Origin of the sequence: Lentimicrobium sp. S6, from assembly GCF_013166635.1 — a bacterium.
In the GTDB taxonomy this organism is placed as follows: Bacteria; Bacteroidota; Bacteroidia; order Bacteroidales; family UBA12170; genus UBA12170.
Genome location: NZ_JABKBZ010000005.1, coordinates 50,211 through 69,802 on the forward strand (window position 1 = coordinate 50,211; position 19,592 = coordinate 69,802).

Annotated in this window: 19 protein-coding genes; all 19 read left to right on the plus strand. The window is 35.2% G+C overall.

What is annotated here, in order from left to right; genetic code table 11:
* The first annotated feature begins 298 nt into the window (after positions 1-298).
* Positions 299-1,735 carry a lyase family protein gene (locus tag HNS40_RS03405; RefSeq protein ID WP_172277669.1) on the plus strand — a complete coding sequence of 479 codons (1,437 nt, stop codon included), beginning with the start codon at positions 299-301 and terminating at the stop codon, positions 1,733-1,735.
* A 123-nt stretch (positions 1,736-1,858) separates the two neighbouring features.
* On the plus strand, positions 1,859-3,088 hold the full coding sequence (hydF, locus tag HNS40_RS03410; RefSeq protein ID WP_172277671.1) for a [FeFe] hydrogenase H-cluster maturation GTPase HydF: 1,230 nt from the start codon (positions 1,859-1,861) through the stop codon (positions 3,086-3,088).
* A gap of 90 nt (positions 3,089-3,178) precedes the next feature.
* Positions 3,179-3,433: a type II toxin-antitoxin system Phd/YefM family antitoxin gene (locus HNS40_RS03415; protein WP_172277673.1), complete on the plus strand. Its 255-nt coding sequence runs from the start codon at positions 3,179-3,181 to the stop codon at positions 3,431-3,433.
* Between the two features lie 19 nt (positions 3,434-3,452).
* Complete coding sequence (locus tag HNS40_RS03420; RefSeq protein WP_172277675.1) at positions 3,453-3,710, plus strand: Txe/YoeB family addiction module toxin; 258 nt, start codon at positions 3,453-3,455, stop codon at positions 3,708-3,710.
* A gap of 64 nt (positions 3,711-3,774) precedes the next feature.
* Positions 3,775-4,470, plus strand: coding sequence for an SDR family oxidoreductase (locus HNS40_RS03425; RefSeq protein WP_172277677.1), 696 nt, complete (start codon positions 3,775-3,777; stop codon positions 4,468-4,470).
* 421 nt (positions 4,471-4,891) lie between these two features.
* Positions 4,892-5,335, plus strand: coding sequence for a heme-binding domain-containing protein (locus HNS40_RS03430; RefSeq protein WP_172277679.1), 444 nt, complete (start codon positions 4,892-4,894; stop codon positions 5,333-5,335).
* Between the two features lie 14 nt (positions 5,336-5,349).
* Positions 5,350-6,828, plus strand: a complete 1,479-nt coding sequence (cls, locus tag HNS40_RS03435) for a cardiolipin synthase (protein WP_172277681.1) — start codon at positions 5,350-5,352, stop codon at positions 6,826-6,828.
* Between the two features lie 95 nt (positions 6,829-6,923).
* The gene (locus HNS40_RS03440) at positions 6,924-8,243 is read left to right on the plus strand and encodes a metallophosphoesterase (RefSeq protein ID WP_172277683.1); all 1,320 of its coding nucleotides are present in this window, start codon (positions 6,924-6,926) and stop codon (positions 8,241-8,243) included.
* A gap of 516 nt (positions 8,244-8,759) precedes the next feature.
* Complete coding sequence (locus HNS40_RS23470) at positions 8,760-8,894, plus strand: hypothetical protein (RefSeq protein WP_256367521.1); 135 nt, start codon at positions 8,760-8,762, stop codon at positions 8,892-8,894.
* Positions 8,895-9,167: 273 nt separating this feature from the next.
* Entirely contained in the window at positions 9,168-9,602 is a 435-nt protein-coding gene (locus HNS40_RS03445; RefSeq protein ID WP_172277685.1) for a nucleoside deaminase, read from the plus strand.
* Position 9,603: 1 nt separating this feature from the next.
* The gene (locus HNS40_RS03450; RefSeq protein ID WP_172277687.1) at positions 9,604-11,469 is read left to right on the plus strand and encodes a hypothetical protein; all 1,866 of its coding nucleotides are present in this window, start codon (positions 9,604-9,606) and stop codon (positions 11,467-11,469) included.
* Between the two features lie 10 nt (positions 11,470-11,479).
* A complete protein-coding gene (gene galK / locus HNS40_RS03455) occupies positions 11,480-12,646 on the plus strand; it encodes a galactokinase (RefSeq protein WP_172277689.1) in 1,167 nt (388 codons plus the stop codon).
* A 119-nt stretch (positions 12,647-12,765) separates the two neighbouring features.
* On the plus strand, positions 12,766-13,446 hold the full coding sequence (locus HNS40_RS03460; RefSeq protein ID WP_172277691.1) for a hypothetical protein: 681 nt from the start codon (positions 12,766-12,768) through the stop codon (positions 13,444-13,446).
* Positions 13,447-13,603: 157 nt separating this feature from the next.
* Positions 13,604-16,108 carry a PAS domain S-box protein gene (locus HNS40_RS03465; RefSeq protein WP_172277693.1) on the plus strand — a complete coding sequence of 835 codons (2,505 nt, stop codon included), beginning with the start codon at positions 13,604-13,606 and terminating at the stop codon, positions 16,106-16,108.
* Positions 16,109-16,264: 156 nt separating this feature from the next.
* On the plus strand, positions 16,265-16,606 hold the full coding sequence (locus tag HNS40_RS03470; RefSeq protein ID WP_216663608.1) for a LysR family transcriptional regulator: 342 nt from the start codon (positions 16,265-16,267) through the stop codon (positions 16,604-16,606).
* Complete coding sequence (gene modA, locus HNS40_RS03475; protein ID WP_172277695.1) at positions 16,606-17,478, plus strand: molybdate ABC transporter substrate-binding protein; 873 nt, start codon at positions 16,606-16,608, stop codon at positions 17,476-17,478. The genes HNS40_RS03470 and modA overlap by 1 nt, the downstream gene beginning before the upstream one ends.
* A 57-nt stretch (positions 17,479-17,535) precedes the next feature.
* Positions 17,536-17,940: a molybdopterin-binding protein gene (locus tag HNS40_RS03480; protein ID WP_172277697.1), complete on the plus strand. Its 405-nt coding sequence runs from the start codon at positions 17,536-17,538 to the stop codon at positions 17,938-17,940.
* Positions 17,937-18,611, plus strand: coding sequence for a molybdate ABC transporter permease subunit (modB, locus tag HNS40_RS03485; protein ID WP_172277699.1), 675 nt, complete (start codon positions 17,937-17,939; stop codon positions 18,609-18,611). Before HNS40_RS03480 ends, modB begins: the two co-directional genes overlap by 4 nt.
* A 19-nt stretch (positions 18,612-18,630) precedes the next feature.
* Positions 18,631-19,506: a sulfate/molybdate ABC transporter ATP-binding protein gene (locus tag HNS40_RS03490; protein WP_172277701.1), complete on the plus strand. Its 876-nt coding sequence runs from the start codon at positions 18,631-18,633 to the stop codon at positions 19,504-19,506.
* The last annotated feature ends 86 nt before the right edge of the window (positions 19,507-19,592 follow it).

Consider the following 19,592-nt stretch of genomic DNA (forward strand, 5'->3'; position numbering starts at 1 on the left):
TAACTTAATGGTATTTAGTTCGATACGTTATAAGTTTGTTTTCTAATAAATTGTAGAGCTAATTGTTTTTGAGCATTCTTTTTTCGCTCCCCTTGGGGCTGGGGAAAACGGAAAAAGATTACATATCATGATGTTAGGTATTTATTTTCTAGTTTAGAATAAGTACTTATCTAAACACCTCAATATATCGATTTGATATTAAAAATCCTTAGTTGTGAATTCAGCTAGGGATTTTTTTAAATGTTGGCATGGGTTTTTCCCCATGGATTATTTGTAATTTTGTTTCATAATAAGGAATATGAGAAAAGAAAAAGATTTTTTAGGTGAAGTAGAAATTGAAGACAAATATCTATATGGAATTCACTCGGTTAGAGCTCGTCAGAACTTCCCGAATCAAAGCGCTTTCCATCAGGAATGGTACCAGGCAGTTGGTGAAGTAAAACGGGCCTGCTATCAAACTTATAAAAACTTTAAAAAATTAGTTTTAAAAGGAATTCCCACTACTGATTTACCTATTCATTTTATGGGAGATTCCTCCATTGAATCTCTGCAAAAAGCAGCTGAAGAAGTTGCTCTGGGCAAACATTTCGATCACTTTATTATTCCTGCTGTTCAAGGTGGTGCTGGCACTAGTATTAATTTAAATGTAAATGAAATTATTGCCAATAGGGCTTTACAAATAATGAATCATCAAACAGGTGATTATTCGACAATTGATCCTATTGAACAAGCTAATATATATCAATCTACCAACGATGTCATTCCAACAGCATTAAAGGTAAGTCTCATGAAATTGTTGAAAAAATTAGAGGAGGCCATCAATAAAAGTAGGAAAGCAATGGAAGGAGTAGAGAACGAGTTTAGAAGTATTCCTCGCTTGGGTTATACTCAGCTTCAAGAGGCTGTCCCTTCCACCTATGGTCGTCTTTTCTCTTCTTATAGCGATGCATTGAGTCGTGATTGGTGGAGGGTTAGCAAATCATGGGAAAGAATTAAAGTTGTAAATTTAGGTGGTGGGGCTATTGGTACTGGGGTATCTGTTCCTCGATATTTTATTATGGAAGTCGTCCAGCAATTAAAAGATTTAACCAAGCTTCCCATCAGCCGAGGTGAAAACCTCGGAGATGCCACCTCTAATCTTGATTCATATGTGGAGGTGAGTGCTATTCTTAAAGCTCATGCTGTGAATTTAGAGAAGATGGCAAACGATATGCGCCTCCTAGCTTCAGATATCACTAAGCCTAATTTTAGTATTCCACAACGACAGGTTGGCAGCTCTATAATGCCCGGAAAAGTGAATCCTGTAATTCCTGAGTTTATCATTTCTAGCATGCATCAAGTTTATTGTAATGATATGTTGATAAGTAATCTATCTGCAAAAAGTGACTTTGAGCTCAATGCCTATTTACCGTCGATTGGTAATGCTTTATTAGAGAACCTGAAATTATTAATTGCTGCTAATCAGAGTTTAGAGCAAAACTTGCTTCACGGTATAAAAATTGATACGCAAAACTCGGAGGAGGATTTTTATAAAAGCGCTTCCTTAACTACGGTTTTAAGTCCCTTAATCGGCTATCATAAAGCCGCTGAAATGGCAAAATTGATGAAGCAAAAGCAGACCAGTATTTTTCAAGCCAATCAAGAATTGAACTTACTTGGCGAAGAAAAGCTGAAAGAGATGATGAAACCGGAAAGTTTAACCGCTTTAGGATTCTCCATAAAAGATTTAATGTAATTTCTTAAAGAATAAAGAGTGTTGGCTTTTTCTGCTCCCCTGTCTAACTGCTTTAGCCAGGTAGCCTTTAGGGTAAGGGGCAATCAAAAAAAGCTAAAAAGATTTATCATACAATAATATAAGATGTCAAAAGGAAAAGATCAAAAACCACATATAGGTATTTTCGGAAGAAGAAATAATGGTAAGAGTTCGCTTATTAATTGCTTAGCAGATCAAGATATTGCCATAGTTAGCGATGTAGCCGGAACGACTACAGATCCAGTTAAGAAATCCATGGAAATTGATGGCATTGGCCCAGTGGTTTTGGTAGATACTGCTGGAATTGATGATACTGGAGATTTAGGGAAGCAAAGAATAAAGAAAAGTATGCAGACCATTCCCAATATGGATTTGGCTGTGCTTGTGATTACCAATAATGCTTGGGATGCTTTTGAGGAGGATTTAGTCAATAAATTTCAGAAGAAGGATGTTAATTTTATAGTGGTTCATAATAAAACGGATCAATATCCCATTTCTGATGCATTTTTAAAAGAAACAGAAGCACGAGTAGGTGGAAACCTAATCCCATTTAGCTGCTTAAAGGCCGATAATTTGGAACGATTGATAGAAGAAATGCGGAAGAATATTCCAGAATCCGCTTATCAATCGAATACCTTAATTGGAGATTTAATTTCGGCTGGTGATACTGTATTATTGGTCACACCTATTGATGATGAAGCTCCAGAAGGGCGTTTGATTCTTCCTCAAGTTCAGTTGATTAGAGATATTTTGGATAATGATGCTGTGGCAGTAGTATTAAAAGAGCGAGAGCTAGACGAGCACATCAGTAAAATGAGTCCGAAGCCAGCACTAGTGGTAACAGATAGTCAGGTGTTCTTGAAAGTGGATGGTTCGGTGCCAAATGATATTCCCATGACCAGCTTTAGTATTGTTTTAGCGAGGCAAAAAGGAAACTTTGAGCATTATTTAAAAGGAACTTATCAGCTCGGTGAATTAAAAGATGGAGATAAGATTCTTCTTTTAGAATCTTGCACCCATCACGTATCCTGTGATGATATTGGTCGAGTGAAAATCCCTCGCTGGCTCGATCAGTTTAGTGGCAAGAAATTAGAGTATACCGTGGTTTCTGGTTTAGATCAGGTGCCAGGAGAAATTACAGATTATGCCATTGTCATACAATGTGGAGGTTGTGTCATCACTAAAAAACAAGTTCATAATAGATTAATGCCAGCCATTGAAGCAGGAGTTCCAGTAACTAATTATGGAATGGCCATAGCTTTTGTGCAAGGCATTTATCATAGGGCTATTCTGCCTTTCACCAAAGAGGATAGGGATAATTCTATTTATTTGTAATATTCCTCATTCCTAATAATTATTGTTAAAATTATTTTTAAACTTGATATTACAATATTACGTACATATATTTGTACAAAATATTGTAATATGTTAACAGCAACTATATCGGATTTCCGGAAAGACATTAAGAAATATCTTGATCGAGTCACTCAGAATTTTGAAACCCTAATTATTAATAGAGGAAAAGATAGCGGAGTTGTAGTTTTGTCTTTGGATGAGTATAATGCTTTAACAACGACTCAACATGAAATGTCTTCTGCAAGTAATGAGAAAAGATTAGACGCTGCCATTCAGAAAATGAAAGTTGGCGATTCTTTTGAAAAAGAAATTCTTGAACCTTGATTTCCAACATTTATAAACTATGAAGTATATATTTGTTGATGAGTCATGGGAAGATTATTTATATTGGCAGAAGTATGACAAAAAGAACCTCAAAAAAATAAATGAACTTATAAAGGCAATCGCTCGTCACCCATTTTCTGGCAAGGGAAAACCAGAACCTTTAAAACATAAGTATAAGGGGTATTGGTCAAGAAGAATTGATGGAGAACACCGATTGATTTATCAAGTAAAGGATGAAGAAATCAGGATTTTAAAATGCAGATTTCATTACGATTAATTCATCTCACTCTAAATTTAAATATATCACTTAGTTTGAAGAGTACTTAAAACTCAAAAACATCATGAAAAACATCATCATAACAGGAGCCAGTAGAGGTATTGGAAAAGCTGCAGCATTAAAACTTGCTCAAGAGGAAAATATAAGGATTTTAGTAATTGCTCGTTCAGCTGAGAAACTAGAGGAGCTGAAAGATGAAGTTCCTGCTGGTGCTGAATTACTCATCTACCCATTCGACTTGAACAATGGTGAGTATGAAAAACTAAAGCAATTTATTGGTGAGAACTTTAATTCGGTAGACCTCCTCATTAATAATGCCGGAAGTTTAGTCGTGAAGCCTTTTATGGAGATGACGGAGGATGACTTCGATCTTCAATTTCAGATCAATGCCAAAAGCGTTTTTCATTTATCAAAAATTTGTATTCCATTAATGCCCAAAGGGAGCCATATTGTTAATATTAGTAGTATGGGAGGATTCCAAGGAAGTATGAAGTTTCCAGGTTTGAGTTTGTACTCTGCTAGTAAAGGAGCGGTGAGTATTTTAACAGAAAGTCTAGCAGCAGAATTAGTAGAACAAGGGATTTCAGTAAATGCTTTGGCTTTTGGTGCGGTAGATACCGATATGTTGCGTTCTGCTTTCCCTGATTATCAGGCACCACTCAACGCTACTGAAATGGGAGAATACCTTGCTGATTTCGCACTCACCAAAGCCAAATTCTATAATGGAAAAGTTTTGCCAGTTAGTGTGAGTACTCCATAGTTTGTGGGACAAATACTTATTTTAAATACCAAAGCTAACACGGATTTGCAATCTGTGTGATTTAAACACATCCCTTAATGTTAATATTTTCGCACGGAAAACATTTCCGCGCTAGCATTATACCTATAGATTAAACTATTTTCTTCTAAATATAGCTTTTTAACAAAGTATGCGTTTGCCCTGTTTTAAATACTTGATCGTTTCTTTTAACGAGTAAAAATACATGTTTGAATGATTTAATAGTTAACTCTGTTTTATTTATTCTATCATTCTAACATTCATTCATTAAATAATCTAAAAACTTGTATTTCATTTGATGACAATAATTGCTATAAATCCTCTGTAAAGTGTAATTTTAATTTCTTTCTCTCCCTTTCCCCAAAAATGACTAATTTAGCTATTCACCCAAAAAGCATTTGTTATGAAATTTTTACGAATCTTATTTATCCTATTAATTACTGCATTTGTGGTCATACAATTTGTTGGGATCGAAAAAACAAATCCCGAATTCGATTCCTCTTCCGATTTTATCGTGATGGAGAATCCTCCAGAAGATGTGGCACAAATGCTTCGCTCGTCTTGTTACGACTGTCATTCCAATGAAACGATTTGGCCTTGGTATTCGAATATTGCACCAGTGAGTTGGATGTTAGAAGAACATGTAGAGGATGGTCGTGACAATATAAATCTGAACTTCTGGGGAGAGATAGACCTAGAAGATAGAGCTTATGTTATTGAAGAGATGATAGAAGAGATGGAAGAAGGAGAAATGCCTATTCCAGGTTATTTAATCACGCATTCTAATGCTAAATTAAGTGATGCTCAAAAAGAAAAATTATTTGCTTGGTTAAGGTCTAAACAATAAAATTGTAAACAAAAATGGTGCTATTTGTTTTCTTTGAATCGGTAGCTTGGGACTGGATTTCCATTATTGCAGTGGTAATTGCTTATGTTTTTGTGATCTATTTGGTAGCAAAAACATTATTACAAAATAGGAATCCAGTTTCTACCTTAAGTTGGATTATGGTCTTGGTCATGATTCCTTTCTTGGGACTCATCCTCTATTTTTTGTTTGGGCAGAAAGCCACTAAAAGATGGGTTTTCAAACGTATGCGAAACAAGGAAATTATTCAGATGAGTGAGATTAGTGAAACCCAGCTCAAAGCTTTAGAAAATATCGATTTGGTAGAAGATAGGTATTTAAATGAGTTTCATAAGCTCATGTCCATGCTCCTCAAAAACAACAGCTCTTTTCTTTCCTCCAATAACCATATTCAGTTATATCATAATGGAAAAGACGTATATCGCTCCATTTATCAAGACTTAAAAGCGGCAAAAAAATTCATACATGTACAATATTACATTTTAGAGGATGGTGAAGTCGCAGAGAAAGTGACCAAGATATTAGTTGAAAAGAGCAAACAAGGACTAGAAGTAGTTTTGCTTCTCGATGGACTTGGAAGCCGTAAGCTTAGCGATAGCTATCTCAATAGAATGAAAGAGAATGGGGTGGAGGTTTTGTTGTTTCGCCCAGTTCGATTTCCTAATTTGGCCAATAAAATCAATAATAGAAACCATAGAAAAATTGTGGTGATTGATGGTGATATTGGCTATACAGGTGGAATAAATTTGGCAGATAAATACTTGGTAGATTATGGTGAGGAAGGTTTTTGGAGAGATACGCATCTTCGAATTCATGGGGATTCGGTAAAGATGTTGGAAGCCATATTCTTAGTGGATAGGTTTTCTTTAACCAAACATGTTTACGATGATTTAGAACCCTATTTCCCTGCGGTGGGAACTCCTCCAGGAAGTCATATACAAATTGCCAGTAGCAGTCCAGAGAGTGGAAGTGCTAATATTCATCACGCTTTCTTTACGGCCATTAATACCGCTAAGAAATCCATACGTTTGGTGAGTCCCTATTTTATTCCTGATGAATCTTTGTTGATGGCTTTAAAGACGGCTGCTTCCGGTGGAGTCAAAGTAGAAATCATCCTCCCCGGAATTGTGGATTCCTATTTTGTGCAATACTCTGCTCGTTCCTATGTGCAGCAATTATTATATCATGATATTCATGTTTATTTCTATGAAAAAGGCTTTGTTCATGCAAAGATTCTTTTGATTGACGACTTGCTAAGCATCATTGGAACCGCCAATTTCGATTACAGAAGCTTCTATCAAAATTTCGAAATCAGCGCCCTTATTTATGATCAGGCTTCTACTCTGGAGCTCATTGAACAATTTGAGAAAGACAAGTCCGATTCTGAAAAACTTAACCTCAGAGCATGGAAAAGAAGACCGATGAAGAACAAAGTCTTTGAATCTTTCGCTCGGTTATATGCTCCTCTCATATAAAAGAATAGGTATTTCAAAATAGGTTAAAAAACCTTTAATCCACTCTAGGCTTTATTGCTTTTACTATTTTTGCCAAAAACACAAAATAAACTCATTTGAAACTAAGAAACACACTCTTATTTATTTTAGGGATCATCATCATCTTTGCCTTGCTCTGGTTTTTTCTGCCTGCTTTAGCGGAGCCTTTCCTTAACTTTTCAATATTACTATTATTAAGTATCTATGTTTGGTCTGCGATTAATGTGAGGGTAAGAAAACAAGTTCCTATTTTGAAAACCATTTTTGTTTTTTTATTTTGGTTGCCAATGGCATTGGTGGGTATTTCTAGTATTGCCCTCCTCAAGTATAGTTTAGACGATTGGCCTCCTTTTTTGAAGGTATACTTCATTGGTGGATTATTTACCTATATAGTTTCCCTTCTTTTGCCCATTGTTTTCCTGTTTATTTCTGATATAGTGAAGTGGATAGAGATGCTTTTTAAAAAGCAGAATGTAAACAGAACAGATAATATAAAAGGGAATGAAGTTACAAGAAGAAAGTTCATAGTTAATACAGGATTATCACTTGGTGGTATTGCTCTTGGAACCATGGGATTTGGTATGATTCATGGGAATTATAATTTCAAGATATGGCGTCATCAACTGAAAGTCTCTAGAGCTTCACAAGCCTTAAAAGGATTAAGAATTGTGCAGATTTCTGATTTCCATTTGGGAACTTGGGTGAGTAAAACGCCTTTAGAGGAGGCTGTTAAATATATTAATGGCTTACAAGCAGATTTGATTTTCTTCACAGGAGATTTGGTGAATTCTCAAACTGCTGAAGCTTTTCCATTTCAAGAGGAATTGAGCAAAATGAAAGCAAAATTAGGTGTTTATGCTTCTTTAGGAAATCATGATTACGGTCATTATCATAAATGGGCTGATCAAGCGGAAGAAGAAAAAAACTGGTCAGATTTATTGGAGTTTTACGAGAATATGGATTGGAAGCTTTTGAGAAATGAAAGTGAAACTTTGGAGATTCAAGGTAGTGTTCTTAATGTGATAGGTGTGGAGAATTGGAGTAAGAATCCTCGATTTCCTCGCATAGGAGATTTGGATGAAGCCATTAAAAGTAACCCTAATGCGGAGCTCAATTTACTCCTTAGTCACGATCCTACCCATTGGAGCGAGATAGTAATTCATTCAGAAACGCCTATAGATATTACTTTCAGTGGACATACCCATGGCTTTCAATTTGGAATAGAATCGAGCCTTTTTAGATGGAGTCCGGCACAATATGTTTATAAGCATTGGGCAGGAATTTATCAGAATAAGGAATCAGAAATCTATCTAAATGTAAACCGAGGAATTGGTGCCATCGGCTTCCCAGGCCGTGTTGGAATCAAGCCGGAAATCACTTTGGTTGAAATAGCTTAATCTTTGGTTTCTTATCATAAGTAATTATACCTAGGTTCTTTAATGATGGAACTGGTGAGATGACCTAGTCTATCATACTAAATCCAATCTTATCTTTGTATCAGTAATTAATAATATAAATAGGAGGATATTATGAAAAATTTAATTTTAGAAAACGAAAAATTCTGGTTCGCAATTTATACTGTATTCGTTACACTCATTTTATTAACATTTAACTACTTTGGAGTTCTGTAAACTCAATATATAATACCAAATATGTGGTGAATCATTAGTTTGGTACCTCTTAAAAGCTCGGAATGAAAATTTCGGGCTTTTTTTAATGACTTTAGTATTGTTTGTGTGTGATATTAATCCGTTTTATCCTGTTTTGTGATTTTTATAACCCCTCTATCTCTGCCTATGAAGTTTATCAGTAATTACACCTAAGTCTAATATGCCATAGTAATGGTGAGACCTCCAGTTTTTTAAAGGATAGTAATTCAGATATTTGCAGTACAAACAAACAAAGGAGGTGATATGAAAACGTTAGCAATTAGTAATCGAGTTTGGGCTATAATAAGCACAGTGGTAATAGCGAAATTATGGATAGTTGGAGCAAGTATGGTAGGAACAATGGCTTTACTTCTCTCCAGAAACTACGGCATTATTTAATACCAAACACTTCATGCCAACCATAATTATTAAACGAGCAATAAACCATATTATAATTAAATCTACCAAGATTTAATCCTCAGAATTATCGAGAGAATGACATACATTATTTATTTCGAAATGCGATGAAGTAAGGCCTGGAATTTTTTCTTGGCCTTTTTTAGTGTATTATAATTCCTATTGCTAATAGGAATTAAACTCTAACTAGGCTTTTTATCTTTTATAATTTTATCTTCTCATGCTTTTTCCGACATTTGTAAAAATTCCGATTTTATGTTCACCGATGAATATTATATGAAAATGGCTTTTCAACAAGCCCAATTGGCTTTTGATAAGGATGAAGTGCCTGTTGGTGCTATCATTGTCTTCAGAGACCGAGTGATTGCAAAAGCCCATAACCTTACCGAAACTCTAAACGATGTCACTGCCCATGCCGAGATGCAAGCCATCACTGCTGCGGCAAATACTTTGGGTGGGAAGTATTTAAATGAGTGTAGCCTCTATGTAACCTTGGAACCATGTGTGATGTGTGCTGGAGGTTCCGCTTGGGCACAAATGGGGAAAGTGGTTTTTGGCGCCTATGACCAAAAGAAAGGTTTTTCTAAGTATCAAGAATCCATTCTTCATCCCAAAACAGAAGTGATAGGAGGTGTGATGGAATTGGAGTGTGGACAATTGATGACAGAATTTTTCAGCAAAAAAAGATAGAATGGATAAAGGGTTCAAAGGTTTTGGGAGTCTCAAGAAAACGGAATTAACCTCTATTTCCATTTTCTTATTGGTATCTTTATACCTTGCTATTCGAGCCTTTATGGTTCCATTGGTTCATGATGAAGTGGCCACCTTTTTTTATTATGTTCAGAAAGGTGTGTTTCTTCCTCCTCATGCTCATTGGGATGCCAATAATCATCTGCTGAATTCACTATTAAGCTATTTTAGCTATTCCTTTTTTGGTTCCTCAGAGTTTTCCTTGCGGCTTTCTAATCTTATATTTTTCCCCGTTTTTTTCTTCTTTGTATACAGAATCTCCAATCTATTAAGGAATCCTGTTTTGAAATGGACCTTTTTCATCACTTTTATATTTGCTCATAATTTTATAGAATATTTTGCTTTATCCAGAGGGTATGGAATGTCCATGGCTTTGCTTTTTGCCTCTATTTATTATGTTTTTCAGGTATTTAAAAAAGGTGAACTTAAGTATTATATTTTTAGTACTTTATTTATCAGTCTTGCCATTTCCGCTAATCTAACCCTTGTAAACACAGGTATCCTCATCTCAAGTATTTTGGGGTTTCATATTATTTTAAATTATAAAGAAAACCAACTCCATCATTCCATAAAAGCGATTATTATCATATTAGTTTCAGGGATTATCCCATTAATATTGGCTGGAAAACTATTACTCCAGTTCAAAGCAAAAGGGCTTTTGTATTATGGTACTTTAGATGGTTTTTGGGAGCTTACGGTTCGTTCATTGGTGAAGCTAATCCTTGGCCAAGAAAGTTGGATGGCTGAAGTGATTATCGCTTTCTTTAGTTTAGCTATTATAATCTTATTTTTATATCGAATTTTCAAAAGTCCGAGTTTGAAAGAGCTCTGGAAAGTAGAGTTTATCTTTTTATATCTCCTCGTTGGGAATTTTGCAGCAGTGATGATCATGTCCTATTTATTGCAAGTGAATTTCCCAGAAGATAGAACGGGTTTGTATTTCTTTCCATTTTTTATGGGAAGTTTGATTTTTCTATGGGATTCAGTATGGGAAAGAATGAATCATTATGTGAGGTTTTTGCTGATGTTGCCTTTTTTGTTTTTCCCAATTCATTTTTTGATGAGTTTAAATATCAGCCATTCTTCTTTTTGGAGAAAGGAGCTTATTCCTCAACGTTTCTATGATGCAATTCTTGAAGGCAAAAATATAATTGGTGAAAACCCAAGTATTGGGGCTTATCAGATAAGAACCCTATGCTTTGCCTATCAGAATTATAGTCATGGTGGGCTGCTAAATCAAATACAGTCCTCTCATTATCCCGAATTAATTTCTGATTTTCAGATTGTAGATTTGAGCAAGCATGAGGAGTGGCTCACGTATTATGATCTATTAGGTACAGAGCCTATATCTAATTTATCACTACTCAAAAGGAAAGCTAAGCTTGAAGCTAGTTTAATTGCAGAGAAAAGTATATCTAATAAAGGACAAATAGAGAATGCCTTTTATAATATTTATCGAGGAAGCTTTGAGAATATCGATGAAAGCAGTTTGAAAATTAATTTAAAAGTAAAATTAACTACTGAGGAATCCCCTTTTATAGGGCGCATTGTGGCAGAGCTTAGAGATTTGGATAATAAATTATTAGAATATGAATCAATAGCATTAGACTGGAATAGAGGAAACTGGAAAAAAGATAAAAATGAAATGACTGGGAGTTTGTATTTACATCAATTGCCCAAGGGTATTTCTAAAATTGTTGTCTATATTTGGAATGTTGATCAGCGTCCATATATTTTGGAAAGTGTAGATTTTAAAATGGTGCAAATTGAATTGCAAGAGTCCCTTTACTTAGAATACAAAGAATAAGCAGTATCATATGAAACAAGAAAGCTCATTATTAAAGCATATCGAAGCAAAATTTGAAGCGCTTTATCAAAATACCCCAAGACTATTTCTAGCTCCTGGGAGAATAAATATTATAGGAGAACATACCGATTATAATGATGGTTTTGTACTACCAGCAGCTATAGATAAACATATTGCTTTTGCAGTGGCCAAGAACGATTTGAATTGCTTTCGTTTCTATTCCATGGATTTTCATGAATTGGAGGAGGTCAATTGTTTGGAATTGGGTCAAGACATAAAACTATGGGCTCAATATTTAATAGGTGTTTTGGCGCAATTTGAAAAAATAGGAAAGCTTGATTCTGGCTTCGATATGGTTTTTGGGGGTAATATTCCGGTAGGTGCAGGCCTTTCTTCTTCAGCAGCTTTGGAATGTGGCTTGGCTAAGGCTGTGAATGTTTTATCCAATTTGCAATTAAGCGATATCGATTTAGTGAAGTTGGCACAAAAAGCAGAGCATGAATATGCAGGAGTGATGTGTGGAATCATGGATCAATATGCCAGTGTTTTTGGCAAGAAAAACCAGGTTTTTAAACTCGATTGTCGCGATAATACTCACCAATACTTTCCACTTGAACTTCATGACTATGAGCTGCTTTTAATCAATACCAATGTGAAGCATAGTTTGGCCTCCTCCGAGTATAATCTCCGACGAGAAGAATGCGAAAGAGGAGTCCAGTATTTTAAAACTTTCGACTCCAATATTACTGCCCTTCGCAAGGTGAGTTTAGAAATGATAGAAGCGCATGAAGACAAACCAGACCCTGTAAGTTATAAGCGTTCTAAGTATATGGTGGAGGAGATCGCTAGAGTTGGACAAGCCACCCAAGCCTTGGCTAATCATGATCTCAAAACCCTTGGTCAATTACTCTATCAAACTCACGATGGACTTTCTAAATTATACGAAGTAAGTTGCCCAGAGCTCGATTTTCTCGTTGACCTAACACGGCCATTAAACCAAATTCTCGGTAGCCGAATGATGGGCGGTGGATTTGGGGGCTGTACCCTCAACCTCATTAAAAAATCTTTTGTTTCGGAGTTTAAGGAAATAGTAGACATGGCTTATGAAAAACAGTTTTCAAAAAAACCAGATTTTTACGAAGTTCATCTTAGTGATGGAGCTAGAGAAGTGTTTTAATCTATCTATTTTGGTTTAGGATATATAGAGATAAATATTTCTAAATTTGATAGGCCTAAATACTGAAATATACTATCTTTACAGGATTCATTATCAGACAGTAATATAAAACTCATATCATGAAACATGTTCTTTATTCTATCATTATTTCGATTTTTATTACCTCACCTTTTTTTTTATCAGCACAAAAGAATTGCAAAGTTCTAGTATCCGAAATTGATAGCATATACACCGGAAAATGTAAAAAAGGATTGGCAAATGGTAAAGGTACAGCTATAGGAATAGATAGTTATACTGGAAAATTCTCAAAAGGTTATCCTCATGGCCGTGGCACCTATAATTGGGCCAATGGGGATATTTATACTGGAAACTGGAAGGAAGGTAAACGAAGCGGAGCCGGTAAACTTACTCTGAAGTTAGGGGCAACAGATAGTATTATTGACGGCCTATGGGATGATGATAAATATATGGGGGCAAAACCCATTCCACCAAAAGTGATTCATAAGGTAAGTATCGATCGTTATTCATTTAAGAAGACTGGTGGAACAAAAAATAGGGTCTTGATCAATTTTATGCAGAATGGGATGAGAAATACAACTATTACGAACTTTTCCATGAGCACATCAAATGGCATCGAATCGAACCTGGGTCATTCTATAGGATATGATTTTATAGAATTTCCAGTGAGGATACTCGTTAATTATATGACTATGAATAAATTAAAGTCAGAAGAATATCAAGTTATCTTAGAGTTTGAAATTACTGATCCCGGTGATTGGTTATTAGAAATCCATAATTAAATTTCAGCTTTTACGAAATTAAGTATGCTCTAAATGGGTTTGTTTTCTTTGTGAATAACATGTATATTTGTTGTAATAGGAGAGCTTTTTCACTTTTAGGGAGCATAAAATACATTTGTATTTAGTTGAATTTGGGGAGGCTAAAAACACTAAGTTGATGAAGGGCACAAATTTGAAGAACCGATTTTCAAATCATATATATACACCATTACTATTTGTATTGGCTTTTTCTATTGTATTCAGCCTGATTCTTTATGTTGCCTTTGAAAATGAAGAGCAAAAACAAAAGCAAAATACTATTGAGATTGCTGAGATGATAGCTCAATCTGTAGATATCATGCTCAAAGGAAATCTAGATTATATCAATCTTTTGGCTGAGAGAAGTGCTAGCCATGAACTTTCGAAAGACGAATTCCATCAAAGTATTGTAGAGTATATTAAGGTGCATCCTGAGTTTATAATTATCGTTAAAGCAGATAGTAATTTTGTTATCGAGGACATAGCACCATTAGAAGGAAAAGACCATATTATTGGAATGCCGGTTAATATTTCTGAACCAATGAGAGCCTCTCGATTAGCCAAGGAAGAAAGGCGAGCAGTTTATACTTTACCTTTTGAGTCTATTTTATCTCCTCGTACTATTCAGGTTTGGACTCCTGTTTTTAGTAATGATCGGTTTCTCGGTTTATTAGCGGGGGTTTATTCTTGTGATAAAATATTAGAAAATAGTATTCCAGAAAATCTATCAAAAAAAATACGTGTAAGTATTTTAGATGAGAATGATCATATCCTAGCATTTGTTCAAGATGCAGATTTCGAAGGATTAGGCGACTCTCATGATATTAGATTGAAATCTATTCCAAATGGAATGAGTTTAAGAATTGAAATGATTAATCCTTCAGAATATAGTTGGTTGATGATACTCTTGTTTGCTTTAATCATTATTATGGCCATAGGCCTTACTCATAGTTTATACAAGGTTTCTAGGGAGAATAAATTACGAAATCAAGCTCAGAAAATTCTTGAAAAGAATGAGATATACCTAAAGAATCAAAACCAAGAATACGCTACTTTATATGAAAAAAATAAATCTCAAAATGAGAATTTAAGAAATGCTAAGCAGAAAGCGGAGGAAGATAGAGCCTATATCAATATGTTATTTAGTTCCGTCCCTGTAGGCCTAGCTCTTACCTCTCTAGATGGTTCGTTAAAAGAAATTAACGCTGCTTATGCTCAAATTATTGGATATTCAATTGAGGAGACTTTAAAGCTGTCCTACTGGGATATCACTCCTAAGAAATATGAAGCAAATGAACAAGAACAATTAGAGCGTTTAGATAAGAAAGGAGTTTATGGGCCATACGAGAAAGAGTATATTCATAAATCAGGCGCTCTCATTCCTGTCCGCTTGAGTGGAAGGATTATTGAGAAAGAAGGGCGAAAATATATATGGTCCACCGTTGAAGATATTTCAGATAAAGTAGAGGATGAAAGGCGATTGAAAAAACAATATGAGGAATATGCATCATTAAATAAAGAATATAGAGCTCAAAATAAAAGTCTCCTTCAAGCTTTTAATAATCTAGAGGAAAGTGAAATACGTTTTAAAGCTCTACATAATGCATCTTTTGGAGGTATTACTATTCATGATAAGGGAGTCATATTGGAATGTAATAATGGACTTTCTACTATCTCAGGTTTCCCCATAGAAGAATTAATAGGGATGGATGGACTTCTCTTGATTGCAGAGGAGGATAGGGGAAAGGTCATGTCGAATATTCTGGCTGAGATTGAAACATCATATGAAGTTAATGGTTTAAGAAAAAATGGAGATATTTATCCCCTGCGCCTAGAGGCTAGGATGATTCCTTATAAGGGTAGAACTGTTCGTGTTGTTGAGTTTAGAGATATCACGGAGCAGAAAAATATAGAAAATCAATTGCGAATTGCAAAAGAAGATGCCGAGAAGAGCGACCATCTGAAATCAGCATTTTTGGCCAATATGAGTCATGAAATTAGAACGCCTATGAATGGTATCCTTGGGTTCGCAGGTTTGCTGAAAGAGCCAGATCTCACAGGGGAAGAACAACAAGAGTATATTCGGGTTATAGAGAGAAGTGGAGCCAGGATGTTGAATATCATCAATGATATTGTTGATATTTCAAAATTAGAATCTGGTCTAATGGAGTTAAATTTGGCTCCTTCAAGTATTAAAAAACAAATGGAGTACATATATACATTCTTTACTCCAGAGGCCAGTAAAAAAAATATAAAACTGTCCTATTCCCTGAGCCTTGCAACAGAAGAAACCATAATAATAACAGATAGGGAAAAAGTGTTTGCCATTTTAACAAACCTTGTTAAGAATGCTGTAAAATATACCGATTCAGGGAAGATTGAATTTGGTTGTCAGAAAAAAGGTGCATTTATTGAGTTCTATGTTAAAGATACAGGTATTGGAATTCCTCAGGATCGGATTAAAGCTGTTTTTGAAAGATTTATCCAAGCCGATCTATCTGATACTAATAATCAGCAAGGTGCTGGCTTAGGTTTAGCCATTACAAAAGCCTATGTAGAATTATTAGGTGGTGAAATTTGGTTAGAGAGTGAGAAAAACAAAGGATCTACTTTTTATTTCAATATTCCATATGTTCCTTCATGATGCAATGATTAATGCCAATAGGAAATGTGCATTTTTATTGATTTTAACGCTAAGATCATTTTATCAGTTTGTATAATAAGCTTCATAGAAAAATATTATTATTTATCATTTCCAAAAAAAGCTATATTTGCACTATGCATTCAAAAACATAGTGATGTGAGCAAAATGATAAATACACGTTTTAGATATTGGATTGATAAAGGGGAAAAGCCATATTTGGGTTTAGGCCGTGTCCTATTATTAGAAAATATTTTAGAGCATGGTTCTATCACCAAAGGTGCAGCAGCCATAGAAATGTCCTATCGTAAGGCTTGGCAATTGGTAGAAGATATGAATAAACTATCGGAACATCCTTTAGTGGAAAAGCGGTTAGGAGGAAAAAAAGGTGGAGGAGCAGTTGTTACAGAAACCGGAAAAGAAGCCATCAGAAAGTATTACGAGCTGCAAAAGAAGATTGAAGCTTTTATCGCTACACAAACTCAAGAATTTAATATCTAATGAAGAAATTCAGACTCCTATTATTCATTAGTATTTTGTTTTTTACTTCCTGTCAAAAATCGGAGGAGTCGAAATTAAATATTGCGGTTGCTGCCAATATGCAGTTTGCCATGAAAGAGATCATCAAGGAGTTTAAAGAGCAGACGGGTATAGAATGTCAAATGATGACCAGTTCTTCCGGAAAACTCAACGCACAGATAAAAGAGGGAGCTCCCTATCATATATTTGTCTCGGCCAATATGAAATATCCTCAAGATTTATTTGATGCAGGATTCACCACCTCTAACCCCGAGATTTATGCATATGGCAAATTAGTATTATGGTCGATGAAAGAAGGTGTTTTACCCTCAATTGAGTTGTTACAAAAGGTGCAAATAAATCATATTGCAATAGCAAATCCCAAAACGGCACCATATGGAACGGCTGCCAAAGAGGTTTTAATGAATTTGAATTTATACAAAGATTTAGAATCTAAGCTAGTTTATGGAGAAAGTGTTGCCCAATGCAATCAGTTTATTCTGTCTAAATCTGCAGAAATGGGTTTCACTGCAAAATCTGTGGTGTTGTCAATGCATGGTAAGGATCAAGGTCAATGGATAGATGTGGAGGACTCACTATATTCACCTATTACACAAGGAGCGGTTATCATTAAGCAAAATGAAATGCATGCAGAGGCTAAGGAATTTTATGAATTTCTTTTCTCAGATAGAGCAGCTTTGATATTGGAAGGGTTTGGTTATCAGGTGAGTGTAGCTCAGGATTGGTTAGGAATAATTCAAGAATCAAAATTGTCAAGTGAGAAAGACAAGCTCGCTGTATTATTAGAGGAGGCTACAGAATTAACAAAAATAGTGTTGAAAGCAAAGGATTAACTTATGATAAATGAGATTCAAACTATTAAATCATTCACGTATTAAATCATTCCCTCATTGAAAATGAATAATTTAAGAGGAAAAATATCAAAAATAAAAACCCATGGAAATATCTCTCAGGTCAAAGTTGATTTAGGAGAGGTTTGCTTTTGTACGGTGATTATTGAAACTCCAGAAACAGCTTCTTACTTAAAGATAGGAAATCCCATTCAAGTGGTTTTTAAAGAAACTGAAGTTATTATTGGCAAAGGGAATCAGGAGGATAATAGCATTCAAAACAAAGTGGATGGAGTAGTTTTGGATTTTGAGAAAGGTGTGATTTTATCTAAGGTCGTTATTAAAACCGCTATAGGAAATATCTCTTCATTTTTAACCACTGACTCCGCTGAGAAACTCCAATTAGTAAAAGGTACTTCCATTTGTGCCATGATACAAACCACCGAAATCATGTTATCAGAATGATAGATTGGCAACCTTTAATATTGACATTTGAACTGGCCTTGGTCACCACATTATTACTATTGGTGATATCCATACCGCTGTCCTATTGGTTGGCTTATACCAAGTCGCGTATCAAGCCGGTTATTGAAACACTTGTTAGTATGCCATTGGTATTACCCCCTACGGTTTTGGGTTTTTATTTGTTAGTGGCTTTTAGCCCTTCAAATTCTTTTGGTTCTTGGCTAGATGAATATTTAGGTTTGCGATTGATTTTCTCATTCCAAGGCTTGGTAATTGCTTCCATTATCTATAGTTTGCCGTTTATGATTCATCCTATTCAGGCAGGATTTTCAAGTTTACCCTCCTCAATTTCAGAGGCTAGTTATGTGCTTGGGAAATCGAAAATGACAACCCTTTTTAAAGTATTATTACCTAATATTAAAACCTCATTACTAACAGGAATTGTTTTGGCATTTGCCCATACTATTGGAGAATTTGGTGTAGTGTTAATGATTGGAGGAAATATCCCAGGGAAGACTAAAGTAGCGTCTATTGCCATTTACGATGAGGTAGAAGCCTTAAATTATGTCGCGGCCAATTCCTATTCCTTGATATTATTTGCTATCACTTTTTGTATTCTCCTGATGGTTTATTTGGTGAATGGCGGTTACCTAAAGAGATTTATCCAATAATAGTTGCAAAGAAAGAGAAATGATAAAAATAAACCTGCAAAAACAGCTCAATGCAGCTAATGGCTTTCTCCAAATAAATGTGGATATGGAAATAGAGAAAGGTCAACTAGTAACCATATATGGGGAATCTGGAGCTGGAAAAACATCTATTCTTAGGATGTTGGCGGGGTTGATGGAAGCTGATAGTGGTTTGATCAAAGTTAATGATGCTATTTGGTTAAATGAAGATAAGGGACTTTGTTTGAAGCCACAACAAAGAAGAATTGGTTTTGTTTTTCAAGACTATGCCCTGTTTCCTAATATGACAGTTAAAGATAACTTAAGCTTTGCATTGGAAAAAGGTCAGGATAAGAATATTGTTGAGGAGCTTATTGATTTTATGGAGTTGGGTGATTTACAACTTCGTCATCCTGATAAGCTTTCTGGAGGTCAGAAGCAAAGAGTAGCCTTAGCCAGAGCTTTGGTCAGAAAACCCGAAATACTCCTTCTCGATGAACCCCTCTCAGCTCTCGACGCTAAAATGCGAACTAAATTGCAAGATTATATCCTTAAAGTTCATCGAAAGTATCATTTAACAACCCTCCTCATTAGTCATGAAGTGGGAGAGGTGATAAAAATGGCAGATAAGATTTTTATCCTTGAGCAAGGTAAAATTGCAAAACAGGGAAAACCTATCGATGTATTCTCTAGTAAACAAATCAGCGGGAAGTTCCAATTTTCTGGTGAGATTGTTCAAATAGCCAAAGAAGAAATCATTTATATTGTCACGGTTCTTATAGGTGCCAATTTCGTAAAAATCGTTGCCGAAGAAAATGAGATTTCTACCATGAAAGTTGGCGATAAGGTAATTGTAGCCTCAAAAGCTTTCAACCCCATACTACGAAAAATCACTTAGATTCTCTTTTGTTTCCGTATCATATCAACCTTGAGTGTTATTTTTTTTCAAAAAACTGCTCCTAAATGCAACACTTGTGTTTTTCT

Coding starts and splice junctions, on each gene's coding strand:
- HNS40_RS23470 (WP_256367521.1), top strand. CDS start 8,760: ATGAAAACGTTAGCAATTAGTAATCGAGTTTGGGCTATAATAAGCACA.
- modA (WP_172277695.1), top strand. CDS start 16,606: ATGAAGAAATTCAGACTCCTATTATTCATTAGTATTTTGTTTTTTACT.
- HNS40_RS03445 (WP_172277685.1), top strand. CDS start 9,168: ATGTTCACCGATGAATATTATATGAAAATGGCTTTTCAACAAGCCCAA.
- galK (WP_172277689.1), top strand. CDS start 11,480: ATGAAACAAGAAAGCTCATTATTAAAGCATATCGAAGCAAAATTTGAA.
- HNS40_RS03465 (WP_172277693.1), top strand. CDS start 13,604: ATGAAGGGCACAAATTTGAAGAACCGATTTTCAAATCATATATATACA.
- hydF (WP_172277671.1), top strand. CDS start 1,859: ATGTCAAAAGGAAAAGATCAAAAACCACATATAGGTATTTTCGGAAGA.
- HNS40_RS03425 (WP_172277677.1), top strand. CDS start 3,775: ATGAAAAACATCATCATAACAGGAGCCAGTAGAGGTATTGGAAAAGCT.
- HNS40_RS03420 (WP_172277675.1), top strand. CDS start 3,453: ATGAAGTATATATTTGTTGATGAGTCATGGGAAGATTATTTATATTGG.
- HNS40_RS03405 (WP_172277669.1), top strand. CDS start 299: ATGAGAAAAGAAAAAGATTTTTTAGGTGAAGTAGAAATTGAAGACAAA.
- HNS40_RS03460 (WP_172277691.1), top strand. CDS start 12,766: ATGAAACATGTTCTTTATTCTATCATTATTTCGATTTTTATTACCTCA.
- modB (WP_172277699.1), top strand. CDS start 17,937: ATGATAGATTGGCAACCTTTAATATTGACATTTGAACTGGCCTTGGTC.
- HNS40_RS03450 (WP_172277687.1), top strand. CDS start 9,604: ATGGATAAAGGGTTCAAAGGTTTTGGGAGTCTCAAGAAAACGGAATTA.
- HNS40_RS03415 (WP_172277673.1), top strand. CDS start 3,179: ATGTTAACAGCAACTATATCGGATTTCCGGAAAGACATTAAGAAATAT.
- HNS40_RS03430 (WP_172277679.1), top strand. CDS start 4,892: ATGAAATTTTTACGAATCTTATTTATCCTATTAATTACTGCATTTGTG.
- cls (WP_172277681.1), top strand. CDS start 5,350: ATGGTGCTATTTGTTTTCTTTGAATCGGTAGCTTGGGACTGGATTTCC.
- HNS40_RS03490 (WP_172277701.1), top strand. CDS start 18,631: ATGATAAAAATAAACCTGCAAAAACAGCTCAATGCAGCTAATGGCTTT.